The 17,559-nt window shown below is 68.7% G+C and carries 19 protein-coding genes and 5 tRNA genes; 7 read left to right on the top strand and 17 right to left on the bottom strand.

Annotated features, from left to right (window positions below):
- Positions 1-74: 74 nt before the first annotated feature.
- Positions 75-308, top strand: coding sequence for an Lrp/AsnC family transcriptional regulator (locus ABD378_RS27200; protein WP_016642988.1), 234 nt, complete (start codon positions 75-77; stop codon positions 306-308).
- Positions 309-334: 26 nt separating this feature from the next.
- Entirely contained in the window at positions 335-817 is a 483-nt protein-coding gene (locus tag ABD378_RS27195) for a DUF3515 domain-containing protein (RefSeq protein WP_344524791.1), read from the top strand.
- 26 nt (positions 818-843) lie between these two features.
- Here ABD378_RS27195 and ABD378_RS27190 read toward each other — a convergent pair whose 3' ends face one another.
- Genes ABD378_RS27190 through ABD378_RS27180 form a run of 3 tightly spaced genes read right to left on the bottom strand, consistent with a single transcriptional unit; the run spans position 844 to position 3,900 of the window.
- Complete coding sequence (locus tag ABD378_RS27190; protein ID WP_344524761.1) at positions 844-2,025, bottom strand: D-alanine--D-alanine ligase family protein; 1,182 nt, start codon at positions 2,023-2,025, stop codon at positions 844-846.
- A gap of 34 nt (positions 2,026-2,059) precedes the next feature.
- On the bottom strand, positions 2,060-3,070 hold the full coding sequence (locus tag ABD378_RS27185; RefSeq protein ID WP_344524759.1) for an NAD(P)H-dependent glycerol-3-phosphate dehydrogenase: 1,011 nt from the start codon (positions 3,068-3,070) through the stop codon (positions 2,060-2,062).
- Positions 3,067-3,900 carry a lysophospholipid acyltransferase family protein gene (locus ABD378_RS27180; protein ID WP_344524757.1) on the bottom strand — a complete coding sequence of 278 codons (834 nt, stop codon included), beginning with the start codon at positions 3,898-3,900 and terminating at the stop codon, positions 3,067-3,069. Before ABD378_RS27180 ends, ABD378_RS27185 begins: the two co-directional genes overlap by 4 nt.
- A gap of 159 nt (positions 3,901-4,059) precedes the next feature.
- On the opposite strand from ABD378_RS27180, the gene cofC reads away from it, so the two are divergent.
- Both cofC and ABD378_RS27170 read left to right on the top strand, forming a co-directional pair.
- Complete coding sequence (cofC, locus tag ABD378_RS27175) at positions 4,060-4,695, top strand: 2-phospho-L-lactate guanylyltransferase (RefSeq protein WP_344524755.1); 636 nt, start codon at positions 4,060-4,062, stop codon at positions 4,693-4,695.
- A gap of 13 nt (positions 4,696-4,708) precedes the next feature.
- A complete protein-coding gene (locus ABD378_RS27170) occupies positions 4,709-4,912 on the top strand; it encodes a hypothetical protein (RefSeq protein ID WP_190084725.1) in 204 nt (67 codons plus the stop codon).
- A gap of 100 nt (positions 4,913-5,012) precedes the next feature.
- On the opposite strand, the gene ABD378_RS27165 is transcribed toward ABD378_RS27170, so the two are convergent.
- The 4 genes from ABD378_RS27165 to leuC all read right to left on the bottom strand — a co-directional run bounded on the left by ABD378_RS27165 (position 5,013) and on the right by leuC (position 8,363).
- Positions 5,013-5,690 carry an HU family DNA-binding protein gene (locus tag ABD378_RS27165; RefSeq protein WP_344524752.1) on the bottom strand — a complete coding sequence of 226 codons (678 nt, stop codon included), beginning with the start codon at positions 5,688-5,690 and terminating at the stop codon, positions 5,013-5,015.
- Between the two features lie 173 nt (positions 5,691-5,863).
- A complete protein-coding gene (locus tag ABD378_RS27160) occupies positions 5,864-6,100 on the bottom strand; it encodes an SCO5555 family protein (RefSeq protein WP_249587526.1) in 237 nt (78 codons plus the stop codon).
- Positions 6,101-6,339: 239 nt separating this feature from the next.
- On the bottom strand, positions 6,340-6,933 hold the full coding sequence (leuD, locus tag ABD378_RS27155; protein ID WP_344524749.1) for a 3-isopropylmalate dehydratase small subunit: 594 nt from the start codon (positions 6,931-6,933) through the stop codon (positions 6,340-6,342).
- A gap of 5 nt (positions 6,934-6,938) precedes the next feature.
- Positions 6,939-8,363 carry a 3-isopropylmalate dehydratase large subunit gene (gene leuC, locus ABD378_RS27150; protein WP_344524747.1) on the bottom strand — a complete coding sequence of 475 codons (1,425 nt, stop codon included), beginning with the start codon at positions 8,361-8,363 and terminating at the stop codon, positions 6,939-6,941.
- Between the two features lie 180 nt (positions 8,364-8,543).
- On the opposite strand from leuC, the gene ndgR reads away from it, so the two are divergent.
- On the top strand, positions 8,544-9,260 hold the full coding sequence (ndgR, locus tag ABD378_RS27145; RefSeq protein ID WP_053137572.1) for an IclR family transcriptional regulator NdgR: 717 nt from the start codon (positions 8,544-8,546) through the stop codon (positions 9,258-9,260).
- A 95-nt stretch (positions 9,261-9,355) separates the two neighbouring features.
- Here ndgR and ABD378_RS27140 read toward each other — a convergent pair whose 3' ends face one another.
- Complete coding sequence (locus ABD378_RS27140; protein ID WP_344524789.1) at positions 9,356-9,814, bottom strand: DUF4188 domain-containing protein; 459 nt, start codon at positions 9,812-9,814, stop codon at positions 9,356-9,358.
- Between the two features lie 141 nt (positions 9,815-9,955).
- On the opposite strand from ABD378_RS27140, the gene ABD378_RS27135 reads away from it, so the two are divergent.
- Entirely contained in the window at positions 9,956-10,609 is a 654-nt protein-coding gene (locus ABD378_RS27135; protein ID WP_344524745.1) for a MerR family transcriptional regulator, read from the top strand.
- Between the two features lie 43 nt (positions 10,610-10,652).
- On the opposite strand, the gene ABD378_RS27130 is transcribed toward ABD378_RS27135, so the two are convergent.
- From ABD378_RS27130 to ABD378_RS27090, 9 genes are all read right to left on the bottom strand, one after another.
- Positions 10,653-10,725: transfer RNA gene (locus tag ABD378_RS27130), tRNA-Glu, on the bottom strand.
- Between the two features lie 22 nt (positions 10,726-10,747).
- A tRNA-Gln gene (locus ABD378_RS27125) sits at positions 10,748-10,819 on the bottom strand.
- A gap of 28 nt (positions 10,820-10,847) precedes the next feature.
- Positions 10,848-10,920 (bottom strand) — tRNA-Glu (locus ABD378_RS27120).
- A gap of 62 nt (positions 10,921-10,982) precedes the next feature.
- Positions 10,983-11,055, bottom strand: a tRNA-Glu gene (locus ABD378_RS27115).
- A gap of 21 nt (positions 11,056-11,076) precedes the next feature.
- A tRNA-Gln gene (locus tag ABD378_RS27110) sits at positions 11,077-11,148 on the bottom strand.
- Positions 11,149-11,235: 87 nt separating this feature from the next.
- Positions 11,236-11,961: an HAD family hydrolase gene (locus ABD378_RS27105; protein ID WP_344524743.1), complete on the bottom strand. Its 726-nt coding sequence runs from the start codon at positions 11,959-11,961 to the stop codon at positions 11,236-11,238.
- Positions 11,962-12,030: 69 nt separating this feature from the next.
- The gene (gltX, locus tag ABD378_RS27100) at positions 12,031-13,512 is read right to left on the bottom strand and encodes a glutamate--tRNA ligase (protein ID WP_344524741.1); all 1,482 of its coding nucleotides are present in this window, start codon (positions 13,510-13,512) and stop codon (positions 12,031-12,033) included.
- Positions 13,505-14,293 (bottom strand): fumarylacetoacetate hydrolase family protein, encoded by a 789-nt coding sequence (locus ABD378_RS27095; protein WP_344524739.1) that lies wholly within the window; start codon positions 14,291-14,293, stop codon positions 13,505-13,507. Before ABD378_RS27095 ends, gltX begins: the two co-directional genes overlap by 8 nt.
- Before the next feature lie 162 nt (positions 14,294-14,455).
- Positions 14,456-14,656 (bottom strand): hypothetical protein, encoded by a 201-nt coding sequence (locus ABD378_RS27090; RefSeq protein WP_344524737.1) that lies wholly within the window; start codon positions 14,654-14,656, stop codon positions 14,456-14,458.
- Between the two features lie 585 nt (positions 14,657-15,241).
- Between ABD378_RS27090 and ABD378_RS27085 the strand changes: the two genes are divergently transcribed.
- The coding region (locus ABD378_RS27085) for a sensor histidine kinase (protein ID WP_344524735.1) at positions 15,242-17,559 on the top strand (2,318 nt) is incomplete at its 3' end.

Raw genomic sequence — 17,559 nt, 5'->3', positions numbered from 1 at the left:
CCGCGAGAAGCGGCGACGCGGTACCGTGGCGTCCCTTCTCCCCACATGATCCTCGTGGCCGCCCTGGAGGTTCCGTGGTACAGGCGTACATCCTGATCCAAACAGAGGTCGGCAAAGCGTCGACCGTCGCCGAGCTGATCGGCAAGATCCCAGGAGTGATCCAGGCCGAGGACGTGACCGGACCCTACGATGTCATCGTGCGCGCCCAGGCGGACACGGTCGACGAACTCGGCCGCATGGTGGTCGCCAAAGTCCAGCAAGTGGACGGCATCACCCGGACCCTGACCTGCCCCGTCGTGCACCTCTAGCCCCCGTCTACCCTTGGCCGGTGAAGATTTCCCGTCGCCGGCGTCGCTGCGTCGTCTCAGCTCCCGCTCTCGCACTCCTGATCGCGTCCGCGGGCTGCTCCTCAGCAGACGAAGCGGCGAAGGCTGCGGTTCCCGCCCCGGACAGCAAGGTCACCGAACTGTGCCGGAACCTGGACAAGCGGCTGCCGAAGAAGGTGGACGGTCTTGAGCGCGCTGATCCCGAGCCGAAGTCCGAACTGACCGCCGGGTGGGGAGACCCGGCGATCATACTGCGCTGTGGTGTCGCCAGACCGTCCGAGATGAACAACCCCGAGGCGGACGGTGTGACGGCGGACGGCGTCAACTGGCTGCTCGAAGAGCAGGACGACGGCTCGTTCCGCTTCACCTCCACGCTGCGCAAGGCCTACGTGGAGGTCACCCTGCCCAAGGAGCGCGCGGGGAGCGGCGTGAGCCCGCTGACGGACTTCGCCGCCCCCGTCAAGAAGGCGATCCCCAAGGGGATCGCGTAGCGCCTCAGCGGCGTCTTCAGGGGGCGCTAGCGCAGCCCTGTGGACCGGTTGAGGGCCGCCTGGACGAGGCGGTCCACCAGCTCGGGGTAGCTGACGCCGCTCGCTTCCCACATCTTCGGGTACATCGAGATGGGCGTGAAGCCGGGCATCGTGTTGATCTCGTTGATCACGAACTTCCCGTCCTCGGTGAGGAAGAAGTCCGCGCGCACCAGGCCCTCGCAGGACGTGGCCTCGAAGGCGTCGACCGCGAGCCGCTGGATCTCGGCCGTCTGCTCGGGCGTCAGCGGGGCGGGCACGATCCCGGGCGTCGAGTCGATGTACTTCGCCTCGAAGTCGTAGTAGTCGTGCGACTGCACCGGCGGGATCTCGGCGGGCACGCTCGCGCGCGGCCCGTCCTCGAACTCCAGGACCCCGCACTCGATCTCACGGCCGCGCAGGAGCGACTCGATCAGGATCTTGGGGTCGTGACGGCGGGCCTCGTCGATCGCCTCGTCGAGGCCTTCGAAGGAGTCGACCTTCGTGATGCCCATCGAAGAGCCGCCGCGCGCGGGCTTGATGAACAGCGGCCAGCCGTGCTCGCCGGCGAATTCGGCGATCTTCTTGCGGGCGGCCTGCTGGTCGCGGTCCCACTCGCGCGGGCGGATCACCAGGTACGGGCCGACGGGCAGCCCGAAGGAGGTGAACACCCGCTTCATGTACTCCTTGTCCTGGCCCACGGCCGATGCGAGCACTCCGGCACCCACGTAGGGCACTCCGGAGAGCTCAAGGAGCCCCTGGAGGGTGCCGTCCTCGCCGTAAGGACCGTGCAGCATCGGGAAGACCACGTCGACGTCGCCGAGCGCCTTGGGCACGGAGCCGGGCTCGCTGTAGACGACCTCGCGGTTGCCAGGGTCAAGGGGCATCACGACGCCGCCGTCGGCCGACTCGGCCAGCGCGTCGACGTTGGGCACCTGCCGGTCGGTGATCGCCATGCGGTCGGGATCGTCGGCGGTCAGCGCCCAGCGGCCGTCCGTCGTGATGCCGATGGGCAGGACGTCGTACTTGGTGCGGTCGATGGCACGCAGCACGGCGCCCGCCGTGACGACCGAGATGCCGTGCTCCGAACTGCGGCCGCCGAAGACGACGGCCACACGCGGCTTGCGGAGCGGCAGCTCAGAGCTCTGCTCGGGGCGCGCCTTGGGGCTCTGGGGGAGGTTCTCGCTGCTCATATCGGCTTGAGGGTACCCGCTGGCCCGCACAGAGTCAGCGGCGCTCGGCCTTGGCGCTGCGCGACATCAGCTCCTTGAGGGCGACCACCGGCGGCGTGCCCTCATGCACGATGCCCACGACCGTCTCGGTGATGGGCATGTCGACGCCGTGCCTGCGCGCCAGATCGAGCACCGACTCACAGGACTTGACGCCCTCGGCGGTCTGCTTGGTGACCGCGATGGTCTCCTCGAGCGTCATGCCCTTGCCGAGGTTCGTGCCGAAGGTGTGGTTGCGCGACAGGGGCGACGAGCAGGTGGCCACCAGGTCGCCGAGGCCCGCGAGTCCGGAGAACGTCAGCGGGTCCGCGCCCATCGCCAGGCCCAGGCGGGTGGTCTCGGCCAGGCCGCGGGTGATGAGCGATCCCTTGGCGTTGTCGCCGAGGCCCATGCCGTCCGCGATGCCGACGGCGAGACCGATGACGTTCTTGACGGCGCCGCCGAGTTCGCAGCCGACGACGTCCGTGTTCGTGTACGGGCGGAAGTACGGGGTGTGGCAGGCGGTCTGGAGGCGTTGCGCGATCGATTCGTCGCGGCAGGCGACCACGGCCGCGGCGGGCTGCCTTGCGGCGATCTCGCGGGCGAGGTTGGGTCCCGTGACGACGGCGATGCGGTCGGCGGCGACCTTCGTGACGTCCTCGATGACCTCGCTCATCCGCATCGCGGAGCCCAGCTCGACGCCCTTCATGAGGGAGACGAGCACGGTGTCGGGGGCGAGCAGCGGCGCCCACTCGGCGAGGTTGCCGCGCAGCGTCTGCGAGGGAACGGCGAGCACGGTGAAGTCGGCGCCGGCCGCGGCCTCGGCCGGGTCGGTGGTCGCCCTGAGGCTCTGCGGGAGTTCGACACCGGGGAGGTAGTCCGGGTTGCTGTGCGAGGAGTTGACCGCGTCGGCGAGTTCGGCGCGACGGCCCCACAGGGTGACGTCGCACCCCGCGTCGGCGAGCACCATGCCGAAGGCAGTACCCCAAGAGCCCGTTCCGAAGACGGCGGCCTTCACCGGGTTCGTCACTTGCTGTCCTCCGTGGTGATCTCAGGGGTGGGGGTGGGCTCAGGGGTGATCTCAGAGGTGATCTCAGGGGTGTTCCCGGGGACGCTCCGGCCGTTCCGGTCCGCCGCCTTGCGTCGCTGCGCGAGCCGCGCCTTGCGCGGGTCGTAGGGGGTCTCGGGGGCCTTCTCCTGCCGGATCTCCTCCAGGAGTTCGGTGACCGCGGCCATGATGGTCTCGGTCACCTCCCGCAGGATCTCGGGGCTCGGTTCCTTGTCGTAGAAGCGCGAGAGGTCGACCGGCCTGCCCGCGAGCACCTGGAGCCTCTTGCGCGGGAAGAGGCTGAGCTTCTTGCTGTACGGGGGAAGTGCGAGGTTGGCGCCCCACTGCGCGACGGGGATCACCGGGCACTTCGTGCGCAGGGCGACCCGCGCGGCACCGGACTTGGCCGTCATCGGCCACATCTCGGGGTCCCTGGTGAGGGTGCCTTCGGGGTAGAACGCCACACACTCACCGCGCTCGATCGCGTCGACCGCGGCACGGAAGGCGTCGAGCGCGTTCGTGGTCTCGCGGTAGACCGGGATCTGGCCCGTGCCCTTCATGACCTTGCCGACGAACCCGTCCTTGAAAAGGCCGTCCTTTGCCAGGAAACGAGGCACTCGTCCGGTGTTGTACTGAAAATGCGCGTACGAGAGCGGGTCGATATACGAGTTGTGATTCACCGCGGTGATGAATCCACCGTCGGCCGGAATGTGTTCCATTCCTCGCCAGTCCCGCTTGAACAGAACCACCAGCGGCGGTTTAGCGATGACCGCCGCCAGGCGGTACCAGAAGCCGATTCTGCGGCGGGACACTCGGACACCTTCCTCCATGAACCTGGTCGGCCGCACAAGTGTCGCCCCGGGCTGCCGGTCTGTCGAGAACACCGTACGCCCGCCCCAAGGGCCCGGCCCCGGTAGTGCCCCGGTCAGCAGGTCACAATGGGCCCGACGCGAAGGACGGAGCCGCCCCCCGTGCAGTGGACCCTGGTCATACCCCTGAAACCGCTGGAGCGCGCCAAGAGCAGGCTCACCGCCAGCACCGGCGACACCCTGCGTCCGGGCCTCGCCCTCGCCTTCGCGCAGGACACCGTGGCCGCCGCTGTGGCCTGTCCCGCGGTACGGGATGTGGTGGTCGTCACGGACGACGGCCTCGCCGGGCGCGAGCTGGCGGCACTGGGGGCCCGGATCGTGCGGGACGAGCCCACCGGCGGCCTCAACGCCGCCCTGGCGCACGGAACGGCGGCCGTGCGCGCCGGGCGGCCCGAAACGGCTGTCGCGACGCTGAATGCCGATCTCCCTGCGCTGCGCCCGCTGGAATTGGCCCGGGTGCTCGACAGTGCGGCCCAATTTCCCCGTTCTTTCCTCGCGGATGCCGCGGGAATCGGGACGACACTGCTGTCCGCGGCCCCCGGCGCGGAATTGCGCCCCGCATTCGGCGGGGCATCCCGTTCCCGGCACGCGGCCTCGGGTGCGGTGGAACTTCCGCTCGAGGACGTCGACTCCGTACGCCAGGACGTGGACACCGGCGACGATCTGCGGGCCGCGCTCGCGCTTGGCGTCGGGCCGCGCACGGCGGCGGCTGCCGCGCGGCTGCTGATCGCCGACTGAGTACGCTTCCCCCATGCAGGCGACCGCGTACACGTACGACTCCGAGACCCGCAGCGGCAGCGTGCTGCTCGACGACGGCACCCCGGTGCCCTTCGATCCCCCGGCGTTCGACGCGGGCGGCCTGCGGCTGCTGAGGCCCGGCCAGCGCGTACGGATCGAGGTCGAGGGAGAGGGCGAGCAGCGCCGCATCACCTTGGTGACGCTGCAGACGTTCTGAGCCCCGGGCGCCCCTCCACGCCCCGCACAGAGCCCCGCACACGCCGCGGGCCGGGCTCCCAGTGGGGAGCCCGGCCCGGCGCGTGAGTGCCCTCGTGCCCTTACTTCTTGCGGGCGGTCGCCTTCTTGGCGGTGGTCTTGCGCGCCGTCGACTTCTTGGCGGGCGCCTTCTTCGCGGTGGCCTTCTTGGCCGGCGCGGTCTTCTTGGCGGTGGCCTTCTTGGCGGTGGTGGCCTTCTTCGCCGTCGCCTTCTTGGCCGTGGACGCCTTCTTCGCCGTCGCCGTCGCCTTCTTGGCGGTGGCCTTCTTGGCCGTGGACGCCTTCTTCGCCGTCGCCGTCGTCTTCTTGGCGGTGGCCTTCTTGGCGGTGGCAGCCTTCTTCGCCGTCGCCTTCTTGGCGGTGGCCTTCTTGGCCGCAGCCTTCTTCACGGTCGCCGAAGCGCTGCCGCCCGAAAGGCTGCCCTTGGGCGCCTTCTTGACCGCGACGTCGTTCTTCGGGAGCTTCTTCGAGCCGCTCACCAGGTCCTTGAAGCCCTGGCCTGCGCGGAAGCGCGGAACCGAGGTCTTCTTGACCCGAACGCGCTCCCCGGTCTGCGGGTTGCGGGCGTAACGGGCCGGACGGTCAACCTTCTCGAACGAGCCGAAACCGGTGACCGAAACACGGTCTCCGCTGACCACGGCACGGACGACTGCGTCCAGAACCGCGTCCACGGCGTCGGCGGCCTGCTGACGGCCGCCCACCTTGTCGGCAATCGCTTCTACGAGCTGCGCCTTGTTCACGTCTTCCCCTTCGGAGACCTCGCCCGAGCGTATTCGCCAGGCTTTTTCGCACGTTAGGCAGATATATACCGCAAATCAAACACGAAACGGGCTAATCACCCTTGTGCCGCAACGAACTCGACTGTCCATGAGTTCCTCGAGGGTTCCTCGAAGGGCCGTTTGAGCCTTGCGGCTCAAGCGTCTTCGGGGAATCGACCCTCGTCGGCTTCGTCGATGGACTCCATCAATCGCTCCAGACGCCTTGCCGCATCGGCGAGATCGTGTTTGGCCGCGGCCGTAATGACCAGCAGCTTCCGGGTCAGCGCCATCCGTACGCCCTCCGGGACTTGCAGTGCACGCACCCTTGAGTGCGCTTCCTTCAGTTGGTCCGCAACAAGCCCGTAGAGCTCGAGTTGGCTGTCACGTTCCATGCACCGATTGTGCCATCTGGGGCGAGTTGTCGCCTCCGCAGGGGGTAACTACCCACATCCGGCGCCCTCCTGAGGGTACCCGGTCAGACGGAGTACAAGGGGATTTCAAGCCTCTTCTGCCGTCCGAATCAAGGGAGTTGAGACCACCCGTTCAGGTCATCGCGCACCTCGGAGGGGGCAGACACAGATGTACCCCCAACCGTCCACGATTGGGGGTACACCAGGGTGTTGCGGGGGTGTCAGACCTGCACCGTCCGCGGCTTGTGCGAGGGGCGCTTCGTCTCGTAAGCGGCGATGTGCGGCTCGTTCTGGAGCGTGATGCTGATGTCGTCCAGACCGTTCAGGAGACGCCAGCGGGCGTTCTCGTCGAGCTCGAAGTCGGCGGTGATTCCCTCGGCGCGGACTTGGCGATCCTGCAGGTCAACGGTGATTTCGGCCTGCGGGTCGCGCTCCGTCAGCTCCCAGAGCGCGTCCACGACCTTCTGGTCGAGCACGACGGTGAGCAGACCGTTCTTCAGCGAGTTGCCGCGGAAGATGTCGGCGAAGCGCGAGGAGATGACGGCCTTGAAGCCGAAGTTCTGCAGCGCCCACACGGCGTGCTCGCGCGAGGAGCCCGTTCCGAAGTCGGGACCGGCGACCAGGACCGTGGCGCCCTGGCGTTCGGGCTTGTTCAGGACGAACTCGCCGTCCTTGCGCCAGGCCTCGAAGAGCCCGTCCTCAAATCCGTCCCGGGTGACCTTCTTCAGCCAGTGGGCGGGGATGATCTGGTCGGTGTCGACGTTGCTGCGGCGCAGCGGGACGGCCCGGCCGGTGTGCGTGGTGAATGCTTCCATGGCTCTCAGACTCCGGCGGTCGCAGGGGCGTCGGTCAGGTCGGCGGGCGAGGCCAGGTGGCCCGTCACCGCGGTGGCGGCGGCCACCTGGGGCGACACCAGATGGGTGCGTCCGCCCTTGCCCTGCCTGCCCTCGAAGTTGCGGTTGGAGGTCGACGCGGAGCGCTCGCCGGGCGCCAGTTGGTCGGGGTTCATGCCCAGACACATCGAGCAGCCCGCGTGCCGCCATTCGGCGCCCGCCGCGGTGAAGACCTTGTCCAGGCCCTCCGCGACGGCATCCAGGGCGACCCGGACCGAGCCGGGGACGACCAGCATCCGTACGCCGTCGGCGACTTTGCGGCCCTCGACGATGGAGGCGGCCGCCCGCAGGTCCTCGATGCGGCCGTTGGTGCACGAACCTACGAAGACGGTGTCGACCTTGATGTCGCGCAGCGCCTGTCCCGCGGTCAACCCCATGTATTCCAGGGCCTTTTCGGCGGCGTACCGCTCCGACGCGTCTTCGTACGAAGCAGGATCGGGGACCCGCGCCGAGAGCGGCGCGCCCTGGCCCGGGTTGGTGCCCCAGGTGACGAACGGCGCGAGCTTGGTGGCGTCGATGTAGACCTCGGCGTCGAAGACCGCGTCCTCGTCCGTCTTCAGGGTCTTCCAGTACGCGACCGCCGCGTCCCACTCCTCGCCCTTCGGGGCGTGGTCGCGGCCCTCGATGTAGTCGAAGGTGGTGGCGTCGGGGGCGATCATGCCCGCGCGGGCGCCGGCCTCGATCGACATGTTGCAGATGGTCATGCGGGCTTCCATCGAGAGTTTCTCGATGGCGGAGCCGCGGTACTCCAGGACGTAGCCCTGGCCGCCGCCGGTGCCGATCTTGGTGATGATCGCGAGGATCAGGTCCTTGGCCGTGACGTCGTCGGGCAGTTCGCCGTCGACGGTGATGGCCATGGTCTTCGGCGGGGCCATCGGCAGCGTCTGGGTCGCCAGGACGTGCTCGACCTGGGAGGTCCCGATGCCGAACGCCAGCGCGCCGAAGGCGCCGTGCGTGGAGGTGTGGGAGTCACCGCAGACCACGGTGGTGCCGGGCTGGGTCAGGCCCAGCTGGGGGCCCACCACGTGCACGACGCCCTGCTCGACGTCGCCCAGCGAGTGCAGACGTACGCCGAAATCCGCGCAGTTCTTGCGCAGCGTCTCCAACTGCGCCCGCGAGACCGGGTCGGCGATGGGCTTGTCGATGTCGAGGGTCGGGGTGTTGTGATCCTCGGTGGCGATGGTGAGGTCGAGGCGCCGCACGGGGCGGCCTGCCTGGCGGAGGCCGTCGAAGGCCTGCGGGCTCGTCACCTCGTGCAGCAGGTGCAGATCGATGAAGAGAAGGTCGGGCTCGCCTTCGGCGCGCCGGACGACGTGGTCGTCCCAGACCTTTTCCGCGAGTGTCCTACCCATCGCTTTCCCTCCGACCGGCTGTGTTGAGCCGGCCCAACTAGAGAATTGTTCGTCCACGCCCGTACCCCTCGTGCCGTGCGTGGACCGCTTTCCGTTGGTCCGCGGATCGCAACTACAGGGTGACGTGTTCCATGGAAAATTGAACTTGCGTTTCACAGAGTGAGACGCGAGTATCGACGCATGGACAACTCTAGCGGCGTCGGCGTTCTCGACAAGGCGGCTCTCGTCTTGAGCGCCCTGGAGTCCGGTCCGGCCACCCTCGCGGGGCTGGTCGCGGCCACCGGACTCGCACGACCCACGGCACATCGCCTCGCTGTGGCACTGGAACACCACCGGATGGTGGCGCGCGACATGCAGGGCCGTTTCATTCTCGGCCCGCGGCTCGCGGAACTCGCGGCGGCGGCCGGCGAGGACCGCCTGCTCGCCACGGCGGGCCCGGTCCTCACGCACCTGCGTGACGTGACGGGCGAGAGCGCGCAGCTCTATCGCCGGCAGGGCGACATGCGCATCTGTGTCGCCGCGGCCGAGCGCCTCTCGGGCTTGCGGGACACGGTCCCTGTGGGCTCGACGCTCACCATGAAGGCGGGCTCGTCCGCGCAGATCCTGATGGCCTGGGAGGAGCCGGAGCGCCTGCACCGCGGCCTCCAGGGCGCCCGCTTCACGGCCACGGCCCTTTCGGGCGTACGCCGCCGGGGCTGGGCCCAGTCGATCGGCGAGCGGGAGCCGGGCGTCGCGTCCGTCTCCGCCCCCGTGCGCGGCCCATCGAACCGCGTGGTCGCCGCCGTCTCGGTCTCCGGGCCGATCGAGCGCCTGACCCGCCACCCGGGCCGGATGCACGCCCAGGCCATCATCGACGCCGCCGGGCGCCTGTCCGAGGCCCTGCGCCGCACGGGCTGACCGCACCACGCGCAGACAGCACACAGAACGCCCGAGGGGCCGCCTCAACGCCGCGGCGGCCCCTCGGGCGTTTTCCTGTCCGTGCCCGGGTGCTCTCAGACCGCCTTGAGGCGGTCGGCGGCCCGCTCTCCCCGGCGGCCGACCGGCACGACACCGATGGCCTTCCCCAGGCCGAACTCCGGCATGTTGATGTACACCGCCTCATGGGCACCGGCCGACACGGCATACGTCTCGTGCCAGAAGCCGACCTTCCCCTTGCCCTCCCGCATCCGCCGGTTGAAGGCCGCCCAGGCGGGGCGGTGCTCCTTGCCCTGCTCGGACGCGTAGGCGATCAGCTTCTCCGGCGACTCCCAGTACTGCACGACGTACAGCACTCGCGGAGCGCCGAGCAGCAGCTGATAGCCGAGCATGCCGCTCCCCCGGTCCACGGACAGCTCCTTGAGCATCCGCGGCATCGCGCGGAAGACGGGCCACCAACTGCGCACGGCGCGGAAGTTGTTGATGCGCATCCCGATGGTGAAGACGGTGACACCGCCCTGCGCATCGGCGGTCATGCGCCCTTCGATCGGCTTGGTGCTCACGATGGTTCCCCCTTCAGAGAGCGTTCAGGAGAGCGTTGGATAGTTCCGCTATCCATGATTGGATAGTGCCACTCCCCAAGTGGATACGCAAGAGGCAAGAGGAGGAATGAGCCGATGAGACTGGCGGAGCTCAGTACGCGCAGCGGGGTCTCGACGGCCACGATCAAGTACTACCTGCGCGAGGGCCTGCTCCCGCCGGGCCGCCGCGTGAGCGCGACGCAGGCCGAGTACGACGAGGAGCACCTGGAGCGGCTGCGGCTCGTGAGGGCGCTCATCCAGGTGGGGCGGGTGCCGATCGCGTCCGCCCGGGATGTGCTCACCGCCCTGGAGGACGACTCCCTGGACCACAACTCCCGCCTGGGCACGGCTGTTTCGGCGCTCCCCCACGGCCCCGAGTCCGCCGCGGACGACGCGAGCACAGAGGCCGCGCGGCATACCGTCGACGCGCTCCTCGACCGGCTCGACTGGGAGTACATCCAGGGGCACGGGGCCGATTCGCCGGCGTACCGGATGCTGGTGACCGCGGTCGGCACACTGTCCCGGCTCGGATATCCGTGCGCCGTCGAGGACTTGGCGCCCTATGCGCGAGCGGGGCGCCAACTGGCCGTCAGCGACCTGGACTTGATCGAGCGGTACGACTCACCGGACGAGCAGTTGCAGGCGGCCGTCGCGCTCACCGTCCTCTACGAACCGGTGCTGCTCGCGCTGCGCCGCATCGCTCAGGCGGAGGAGTCCAACCGCCGCTTCGGACAAGGCGCCAGGGAATGACGAAGGGGCCCTCCCTCGCGGGAAGGCCCCTTGTCCATTCGCGTACCCCCGACCGGATTCGAACCGGCGCTACCGCCTTGAGAGGGCGGCGTGCTAGGCCGCTACACAACGGGGGCTAGCTTGTCCTGCTGTACTGCGCTGGGCTACCAGGACTCGAACCTAGAACAACGGAACCAGAAACCGTCGTGTTGCCAATTACACCATAGCCCACAGTGGTCTAGACCAGCCAGACCTTGCGTACCCCCGACCGGATTCGAACCGGCGCTACCGCCTTGAGAGGGCGGCGTGCTAGGCCGCTACACAACGGGGGCCCTAGCGATCCTGCATCGGCTGCAGTGGGTGCGACCCGGACTGCTTCCATGGGAAGGATCTGTACCCCCGACCGGATTCGAACCGGCGCTACCGCCTTGAGAGGGCGGCGTGCTAGGCCGCTACACAACGGGGGCGTTGCAGATAAGCTCTGCGAGCTGGCCTACCAGGACTCGAACCTAGACTAACGGAACCAGAAACCGTCGTGCTGCCAATTACACCATAGGCCATCGATACGCAACCCCTTGCGGGAGTTCTGATCGACTTACGCTTCCTGTTCGGACCTTTCGGCCTTCTCGGGCGGCGCAGGAAGAACATTACCCGAAGGTGGACGGCGCTCCAAAACGGGTATCGGAGCGGAGCAGCGCGGGCAGCTCGGCGAGACGCGTAATGCGGTGCACGCCCGACGGGCCTTCCTGAGATGCGCTGTTGCGGTCGAGCCAGATCCCGAGAAGTCCCGCGTCACGGGCGCCCCTGGCGTCGATCTCCGGCTGGTCCCCCACGTAGGCGATCTCGTCGGGCCGCAGCCCCATCGCCGTGCACACCGCGAGGAAGGCCTCGGCCGCGGGCTTGGAGACGCCGAGTTCGGCGGCGCACAGGACGGCCTCGAAGCGGTCGCGCACGCCGAGAACGCTCAACTTGCGCTCCTGGACGACCAGGGCCGAGTTGGACAGGACCGCCTGGCGGTAGTCGCCGGCGAGGGCGTCCAGGGTGGGGACGGTGTCCGGGAAGAGGGACCAGGCGGATTCGTAGTGGACGAGGTAGCGCTCGAACCAGGCGTCCGCCTCCTGGTCGGTCAGGACCGCGTCCAGGAACTCGCGTACGCGGTCGCGGCGCTGGGCCTCGAACTCGATCCCTCCGGCGCTGAAGCGTGCCCAGTGGCGCTCGGTGATCTCTTTCCACAGGACGAGGGCGCGCTCGGCGGTCTCGTACCGCTCGAGGAGGCCTTCGGCGGTGAGGTGGGCGTGCATGCCGGTGGTGTCGGCGTACGCGTAATCGAAGATCGTGTCGTCTACGTCCCAGACCACGGCTTTGATCGGCATGGCTACGACGGTATGCCAAGGACCCGGGAGCCGTGGTGGCTTCCGGGTCCTTCGTCGGCGTACTCGCTGCTACGCGGCCAGCTTCGCCAGGGTCGCGTCGATGCGGGACAGGGACTTCTCCTTGCCCAGGATCTCCAGGGACTCGAAGAGGGGCAGGCCGACCGTGCGGCCCGTGACGGCCACGCGGACCGGGGCCTGGGCCTTGCCGAGCTTCAGGCCGTGCTCCTCGCCGGCGGCCAGGACGGCCTCCTTGAGGGACTCGGGGGACGTCCAGTCGGCGGCGTAGAGCTTGGCGCGGGCCGTCGCCAGGAGGGCGGCCGGGTCGCCCTTGCCCATGGCCTTGGTCCAGGACGCCTCGTCCTCGACGGGCTCGTCCAGGAAGAGGAAGTCGACGTTCTCCGTGATCTCGGAGAGGACCTTGATGCGGGTCTGGGCGTGGGGGGCGATGGCCTCCCAGGCCGCCTGGTCGAACGCCTCGGGGGCCCAGTTGGCGTGCGGGGCCTTCAGCCACGGCTCGCAGGCCGCCGCGAACGCCTTCACGTCCAGCATGCGGATGTGGTCGGCGTTGATCGCCTCGGCCTTCTTCAGGTCGAAGCGGGCCGGGTTGGCGTTCACGTCCGCGAGGTCGAACTTGGCGACCATGTCCGGGATCGAGAAGACGTCCTGGTCCGCGGAGAACGACCAGCCCAGGAGGGACAGGTAGTTCAGCAGGCCCTCGGGGAGGAAGCCGCGCTCGCGGTAGAGGTTCAGGGACGCCTGCGGGTCGCGCTTGGAGAGCTTCTTGTTGCCCTCGCCCATGACGTACGGGAGGTGGCCGAAGGCCGGGGTCTCCTTGGCGATGCCCAGGTCGGTCAGCGCCTTGTAGAGGGCGATCTGGCGTGGGGTCGAGGAGAGCAGGTCCTCGCCGCGCAGGACGTGGGTGATCTCCATCAGGGCGTCGTCGACCGGGTTCACCAGGGTGTAGAGCGGTGCTCCGTTGGCGCGGACGATGCCGTAGTCCGGGACGTTCTCCGGCTGGACGGTGATCTCGCCGCGGACCAGGTCCGTGAAGGTGATCGCCTCGTCGGGCATGCGGAAGCGGACGATGGGCTTGCGGCCCTCCGTGTCGTACGCGGCACGCTGCTCGGTGGTCAGGTCGCGGCAGTGGCCGTCGTAGCCGGACGGCTTGCCGGCGGCGCGGGCGGCGTCGCGGCGGGTGTCCAGCTCCTCCGTGGAGCAGTAGCAGTAGTACGCGCGGCCCGCGTCCAGGAGCTTGGCGGCGACGTCCTGGTAGATGTCCATGCGCTGCGACTGGCGGTACGGCGCGTGCGGGCCACCGACCTCGGGGCCCTCGTCCCAGTCGAAGCCCAGCCAGCGCATCGACTCCAGAAGCTGCTCGTACGACTCCTCCGAGTCGCGAGCCGCGTCGGTGTCCTCGATGCGGAAGACCAGGACGCCCTCGTTGTGCCGGGCGTAGGCCCAGTTGAAGAGAGCGGTGCGGACCAGGCCCACGTGGGGGTTGCCGGTCGGCGAGGGACAGAACCGTACGCGTACGGGAGTCGCGTTAGCCACGCTTGATCACCTTGTTGGTGAGAGTGCCGATGCCTTCGATGGTGACGGCGACCTCGTCGCCGACGTTGAGGGGCCCGACGCCTGCCGGGGTGCCCGTGAGGATGACGTCGCCCGGGAGCAGCGTCATGGCCTCGGAGATGTGCACGATCAGGTCCTCGATGGAACGGACCATCTCGGCCGTACGCCCCAGCTGGCGCTGTTCGCCGTTGACCGTGCACTGGATGGTGAGGTCTGAGGGGTCGAGCTCGGTCTCCACCCAGGGGCCCAGCGGGCAGGAGGTGTCGAAGCCCTTGGCCCTGGCCCACTGGTTCTCGCGCTTCTGGACGTCACGCGCGGTGACGTCGTTGGCGCAGGTGTAGCCGAGGATGACGTCGCGGGCGCGCTCGCGCGGGACCTCGCGGCACATGCGGCCGATGACCACGGCCAGCTCGGCCTCGTAGTGCAGCTCCTGTGAGAAGGAGGGGTACGCGATGGAGTCACCGGGGCCGATCACCGAGGTGGACGGCTTGAAGAAGGCGACCGGGGTGTCGGGGACCTCGTTGCCGAGTTCCTTCGCGTGGTCCGCGTAGTTGCGGCCGATGCCCACGACCTTGTTGGGGAGCACCGGCGGCAGCAGCCTGACCTTGCTCAGCGGGACCTTCGTGCCGGAGAGCTCGAAGTCCGCGAACGGGATGCCCTTGATGATGTCGAGGACGAGCCCATCGGTCGTTCCGGGGGGACTTTCGCCCTCGACCGCGCCGAAGGCGACGTTGCCGTCGATGGAGAACCTGGCGATGCGCAAGAGCGGTGCCCTTTGCTGGAGGGAGAGTCTGACACCCCAGGCTAACGTGGCCGTGTGCCGCGAAGCCTCCTGTGACCCTGCGGCTCCGCCGCCCGTTGATCGCGCTTCGCGCTCGTCCTCAATCGCCGGACGGGCTGGAATCCCGCGGCCGCACCCGGCTCCTCAGGCTGCCGACGGGCTGAACTCCTCCGGCGCGTCCATCAGGATCGTGCGCTTCGGGTTGGCCGTCACCTGCGGCAGTTCTGTCGCGTGGTCCGGCTGCTCGGCGGCCGGGGCGACCTCCTGCGCGTCCGTGAGGTGCGCGAGAGTGGTGCGGCGCGGGTTGGCTATGTTGCGGAACATCGCCGACTTCACAGTCTTCATCTGCTGTACGGACCCTGTCAGTTGTGGCGTCATGGGGTGGACGCGGGTTGTCGAATTCGCCATCCCTGTAAAGCGTCAGGCTAAACATCCAATTCCCGCCCAAAGCCCGGATGAGGCCTTGATCTTGATGTGAGTTTGCTCACGAGCGAGCGGGCAAATGGGTCAATTCAGGCCCGTGAAGGGCTTGTTGGAATCGGACATTGCGCCACTGAAGGCATCATTCCGCTCCCGATCATGAAGACTGGGACACGACTGGGACACCCCTCGCCCGTTGGATTCCTGGGCCTAATCGACCGTTTTGCCCCAGATCACTTTCTACGTCTCGTGACGCGCCACTCACGCCGTGTCACGGAGATGGCGACGCGACACACGGGCCTTGTTGGAGATCCTGCACTGTGCTGGAATTCCCGGGACCGCCGCGGGATCGAACCGGCGCGCAGGGGCGCAACGCAGCGCCGAGTGGCGGCGGGAAAGGGGAGCAGCGCCGGTCACTCACGACCACCATGGGGCGTTCTGCGCCCCACGACGCCGACACCGTCCCGCCGTTTGTGCGGAGGGACGCCTGGTCCAGAGGTTGCGACGCTAGTGCAGGGACGTTTCAAGAGGGATGGCAGCAGCGCTGCGGCAGAGCCGGAGCGCGGCGGGACCGACCGCGGCTCCTCGGCCCAGCACGCCCAGAACCCCGGGCAGGTACCGTCCGGCGACAGCGGCCTCGGTGCCGCGCGCGGAGCCGGCGGCAAAAGCCTGCCCACGGCCGCCGCGAACTCGGGCAGTGCGACGGGCACGGTGAAGTCACCCACCGGCCCCGGCTCGCGAATAGCCCTGCGCAACTGGCGCATCTCCACCCGACTGGTCTCGCTGCTCGCGCTCCCCGTGATCACCGCGACCTCCCTCGGCGCTCTTCGTATCAATGAGTCGATGGACGAGATCCAGCAGCTCAACAACATGAAGATGCTGACCGACATGACCAAGCGGGCCACCGAGCTGGCCTCCGCGCTCCAGGAGGAGCGCGACCGCTCGGCAGGCCCCCTTGCGCATGGCGCGAACTCCTCGGACTACGTGGTCAAGGGCGCCCGGCAGAAGACCGACCGCGCGTACAACCGCTTCCTGCAGGAGACGCAGGACCTCGACAACACCGACGGCGACAAGGGCCTCCTCGGCGTCCGGGCGAACACGGTCGAGATCACCCAGCAGCTCCAGCAGATCAACAAGGTCCGCAAGGACGCCTACACGGACGAGAACTCCACCTCGCAGACCGTGGACGCCTACAGCCAGCTCATCGAGCAGCTGCTCTCGCTCTCCTCGGACATGGCGCAGGCGACCAGCAACCCGGACATGATCCAGCGCACCCGCGCCCTGACGGCCTTCTCCTCCGCCAAGGAGTACGCCTCGGTGCAGCGCGCCGTGATCGCCGCCTCGCTTCCCGCGGGCGACAGCGTGTTCGGCAAGATCTCCGAGACCGACCGGCGCTACGGCTGGTCCGCCCTCGACAAGGAGGGCTCCGAGCTCCAGGCCTTCAAGGGCATCTACTCGGGCAACGCCGACGAGCTGACCAAGCCCATCGACGGCGGCAACTCGTCCATCAAGGGCGCCGACTCCTACGCCAAGCGTGTGCTTGAGCAGGAGGGCGGCATCAAGCTCCAGGACAAGCGTTCGTACAAGGACTGGGTGGACGCGGACACCACCAAGATCGACGCGATGTCCAAGATCGAGCTCACGCTGCTCAACGAGATGGAGCAGAAGGCCCGCGAGCTGCGCAACGAGTCCGAGCAGGCGGCCATCCTCAACGGTGCGCTGATCCTGCTCGTCCTCGGTGTCTCGCTCGTCGGCGCCTTCGTCGTGGCCCGGTCCATGATCCGCTCGCTGCGGCGCCTCCAGGACACCGCGACCAAGGTCGCCCAGGACCGGCTGCCCGAGCTCGTCAAGCAGCTCTCCGAGGCCGACCCGCAGGACGTCGACACCTCCGTCGAGTCCGTCGGTGTGCACTCCAGGGACGAGATCGGCCAGGTGGCCGCGGCCTTCGACGACGTGCACCGCGAGGCCGTCCGCCTCGCCGCCGAGCAGGCGCTGCTTCGAGGCAACGTCAACGCGATGTTCACCAACCTCTCGCGCCGCTCCCAGGGTCTTATCCAGCGCCAGCTCTCGCTCATCTCCGAGCTGGAGTCGCGCGAGGCCGACCCGGACCAGCTTTCCTCGCTCTTCAAGCTCGACCACCTCGCGACCCGCATGCGCCGTAACGGCGAGAACCTCCTCGTTCTCGCCGGTGAAGAGCCCGGCCGTCGCTGGACCCGGCCCGTTCCGCTCGTCGACGTGCTGCGTGCCGCCGCGTCCGAGGTGGAGCAGTACGAGCGCATCGAGCTCTCCGCGGTCCCGACGACCGAGGTCGCCGGACGCGTGGTCAACGACCTCGTGCACCTGCTCGCCGAGCTGCTCGAGAACGCGACGTCGTTCTCCTCTCCGCAGACCAAGGTCAAGGTCACCGGTCACGCGCTGCCCGACGGGCGTGTGCTGATCGAGATCCACGACACCGGCATCGGCCTCTCCCCCGAGGACCTCGCCGCGATCAACGAGCGGCTCGCGTCGCCGCCCACCGTGGACGTCTCGGTCTCGCGCCGCATGGGTCTGTTCGTGGTCGGCCGTCTGTCGCAGCGCCACGGCATCCGCATCCAGCTCCGTCCTTCGGACTCCGGCGGCACGACCGCGCTCGTCATGCTGCCCATCGATGTCGCCCAGGGCGGCAAGAAGGCGCCGAACAAGCCCGGTTCCCCCGCCCCCGGCCAGAGCGGTGGCCCCGTCGCCGCGCAGGCCTCCGCGGGTGCCGCGGCCGCGCGTCGTGGTGTCGGCGCCGGGAATGGTGCCGGGAACGGTGCGCCCGGCTCGGCGGGTCCCGCGGGCCCCGCGGG

The organism is Streptomyces rectiviolaceus, from assembly GCF_039533825.1.
In the GTDB taxonomy this organism is placed as follows: Bacteria; Actinomycetota; Actinomycetes; order Streptomycetales; family Streptomycetaceae; genus Streptomyces; species Streptomyces rectiviolaceus.
The sequence above is the reverse complement of the archived record's forward strand: the minus strand, read 5'-3'. Positions and strand labels throughout refer to the sequence as shown.

Coding starts and splice junctions, on each gene's coding strand:
- ABD378_RS27190 (WP_344524761.1), bottom strand. CDS start 2,025: ATGAGCAGCGAGAACCTCCCCCAGAGCCCCAAGGCGCGCCCCGAGCAG.
- ABD378_RS27170 (WP_190084725.1), top strand. CDS start 4,709: ATGCAGGCGACCGCGTACACGTACGACTCCGAGACCCGCAGCGGCAGC.
- ABD378_RS27160 (WP_249587526.1), bottom strand. CDS start 6,100: ATGGAACGTGACAGCCAACTCGAGCTCTACGGGCTTGTTGCGGACCAA.
- leuD (WP_344524749.1), bottom strand. CDS start 6,933: ATGGAAGCATTCACCACGCACACCGGCCGGGCCGTCCCGCTGCGCCGC.
- leuC (WP_344524747.1), bottom strand. CDS start 8,363: ATGGGTAGGACACTCGCGGAAAAGGTCTGGGACGACCACGTCGTCCGG.
- ndgR (WP_053137572.1), top strand. CDS start 8,544: ATGGACAACTCTAGCGGCGTCGGCGTTCTCGACAAGGCGGCTCTCGTC.
- ABD378_RS27140 (WP_344524789.1), bottom strand. CDS start 9,814: ATGACCGCCGATGCGCAGGGCGGTGTCACCGTCTTCACCATCGGGATG.
- ABD378_RS27135 (WP_344524745.1), top strand. CDS start 9,956: ATGAGACTGGCGGAGCTCAGTACGCGCAGCGGGGTCTCGACGGCCACG.
- ABD378_RS27105 (WP_344524743.1), bottom strand. CDS start 11,961: ATGCCGATCAAAGCCGTGGTCTGGGACGTAGACGACACGATCTTCGAT.
- ABD378_RS27090 (WP_344524737.1), bottom strand. CDS start 14,656: ATGAAGACTGTGAAGTCGGCGATGTTCCGCAACATAGCCAACCCGCGC.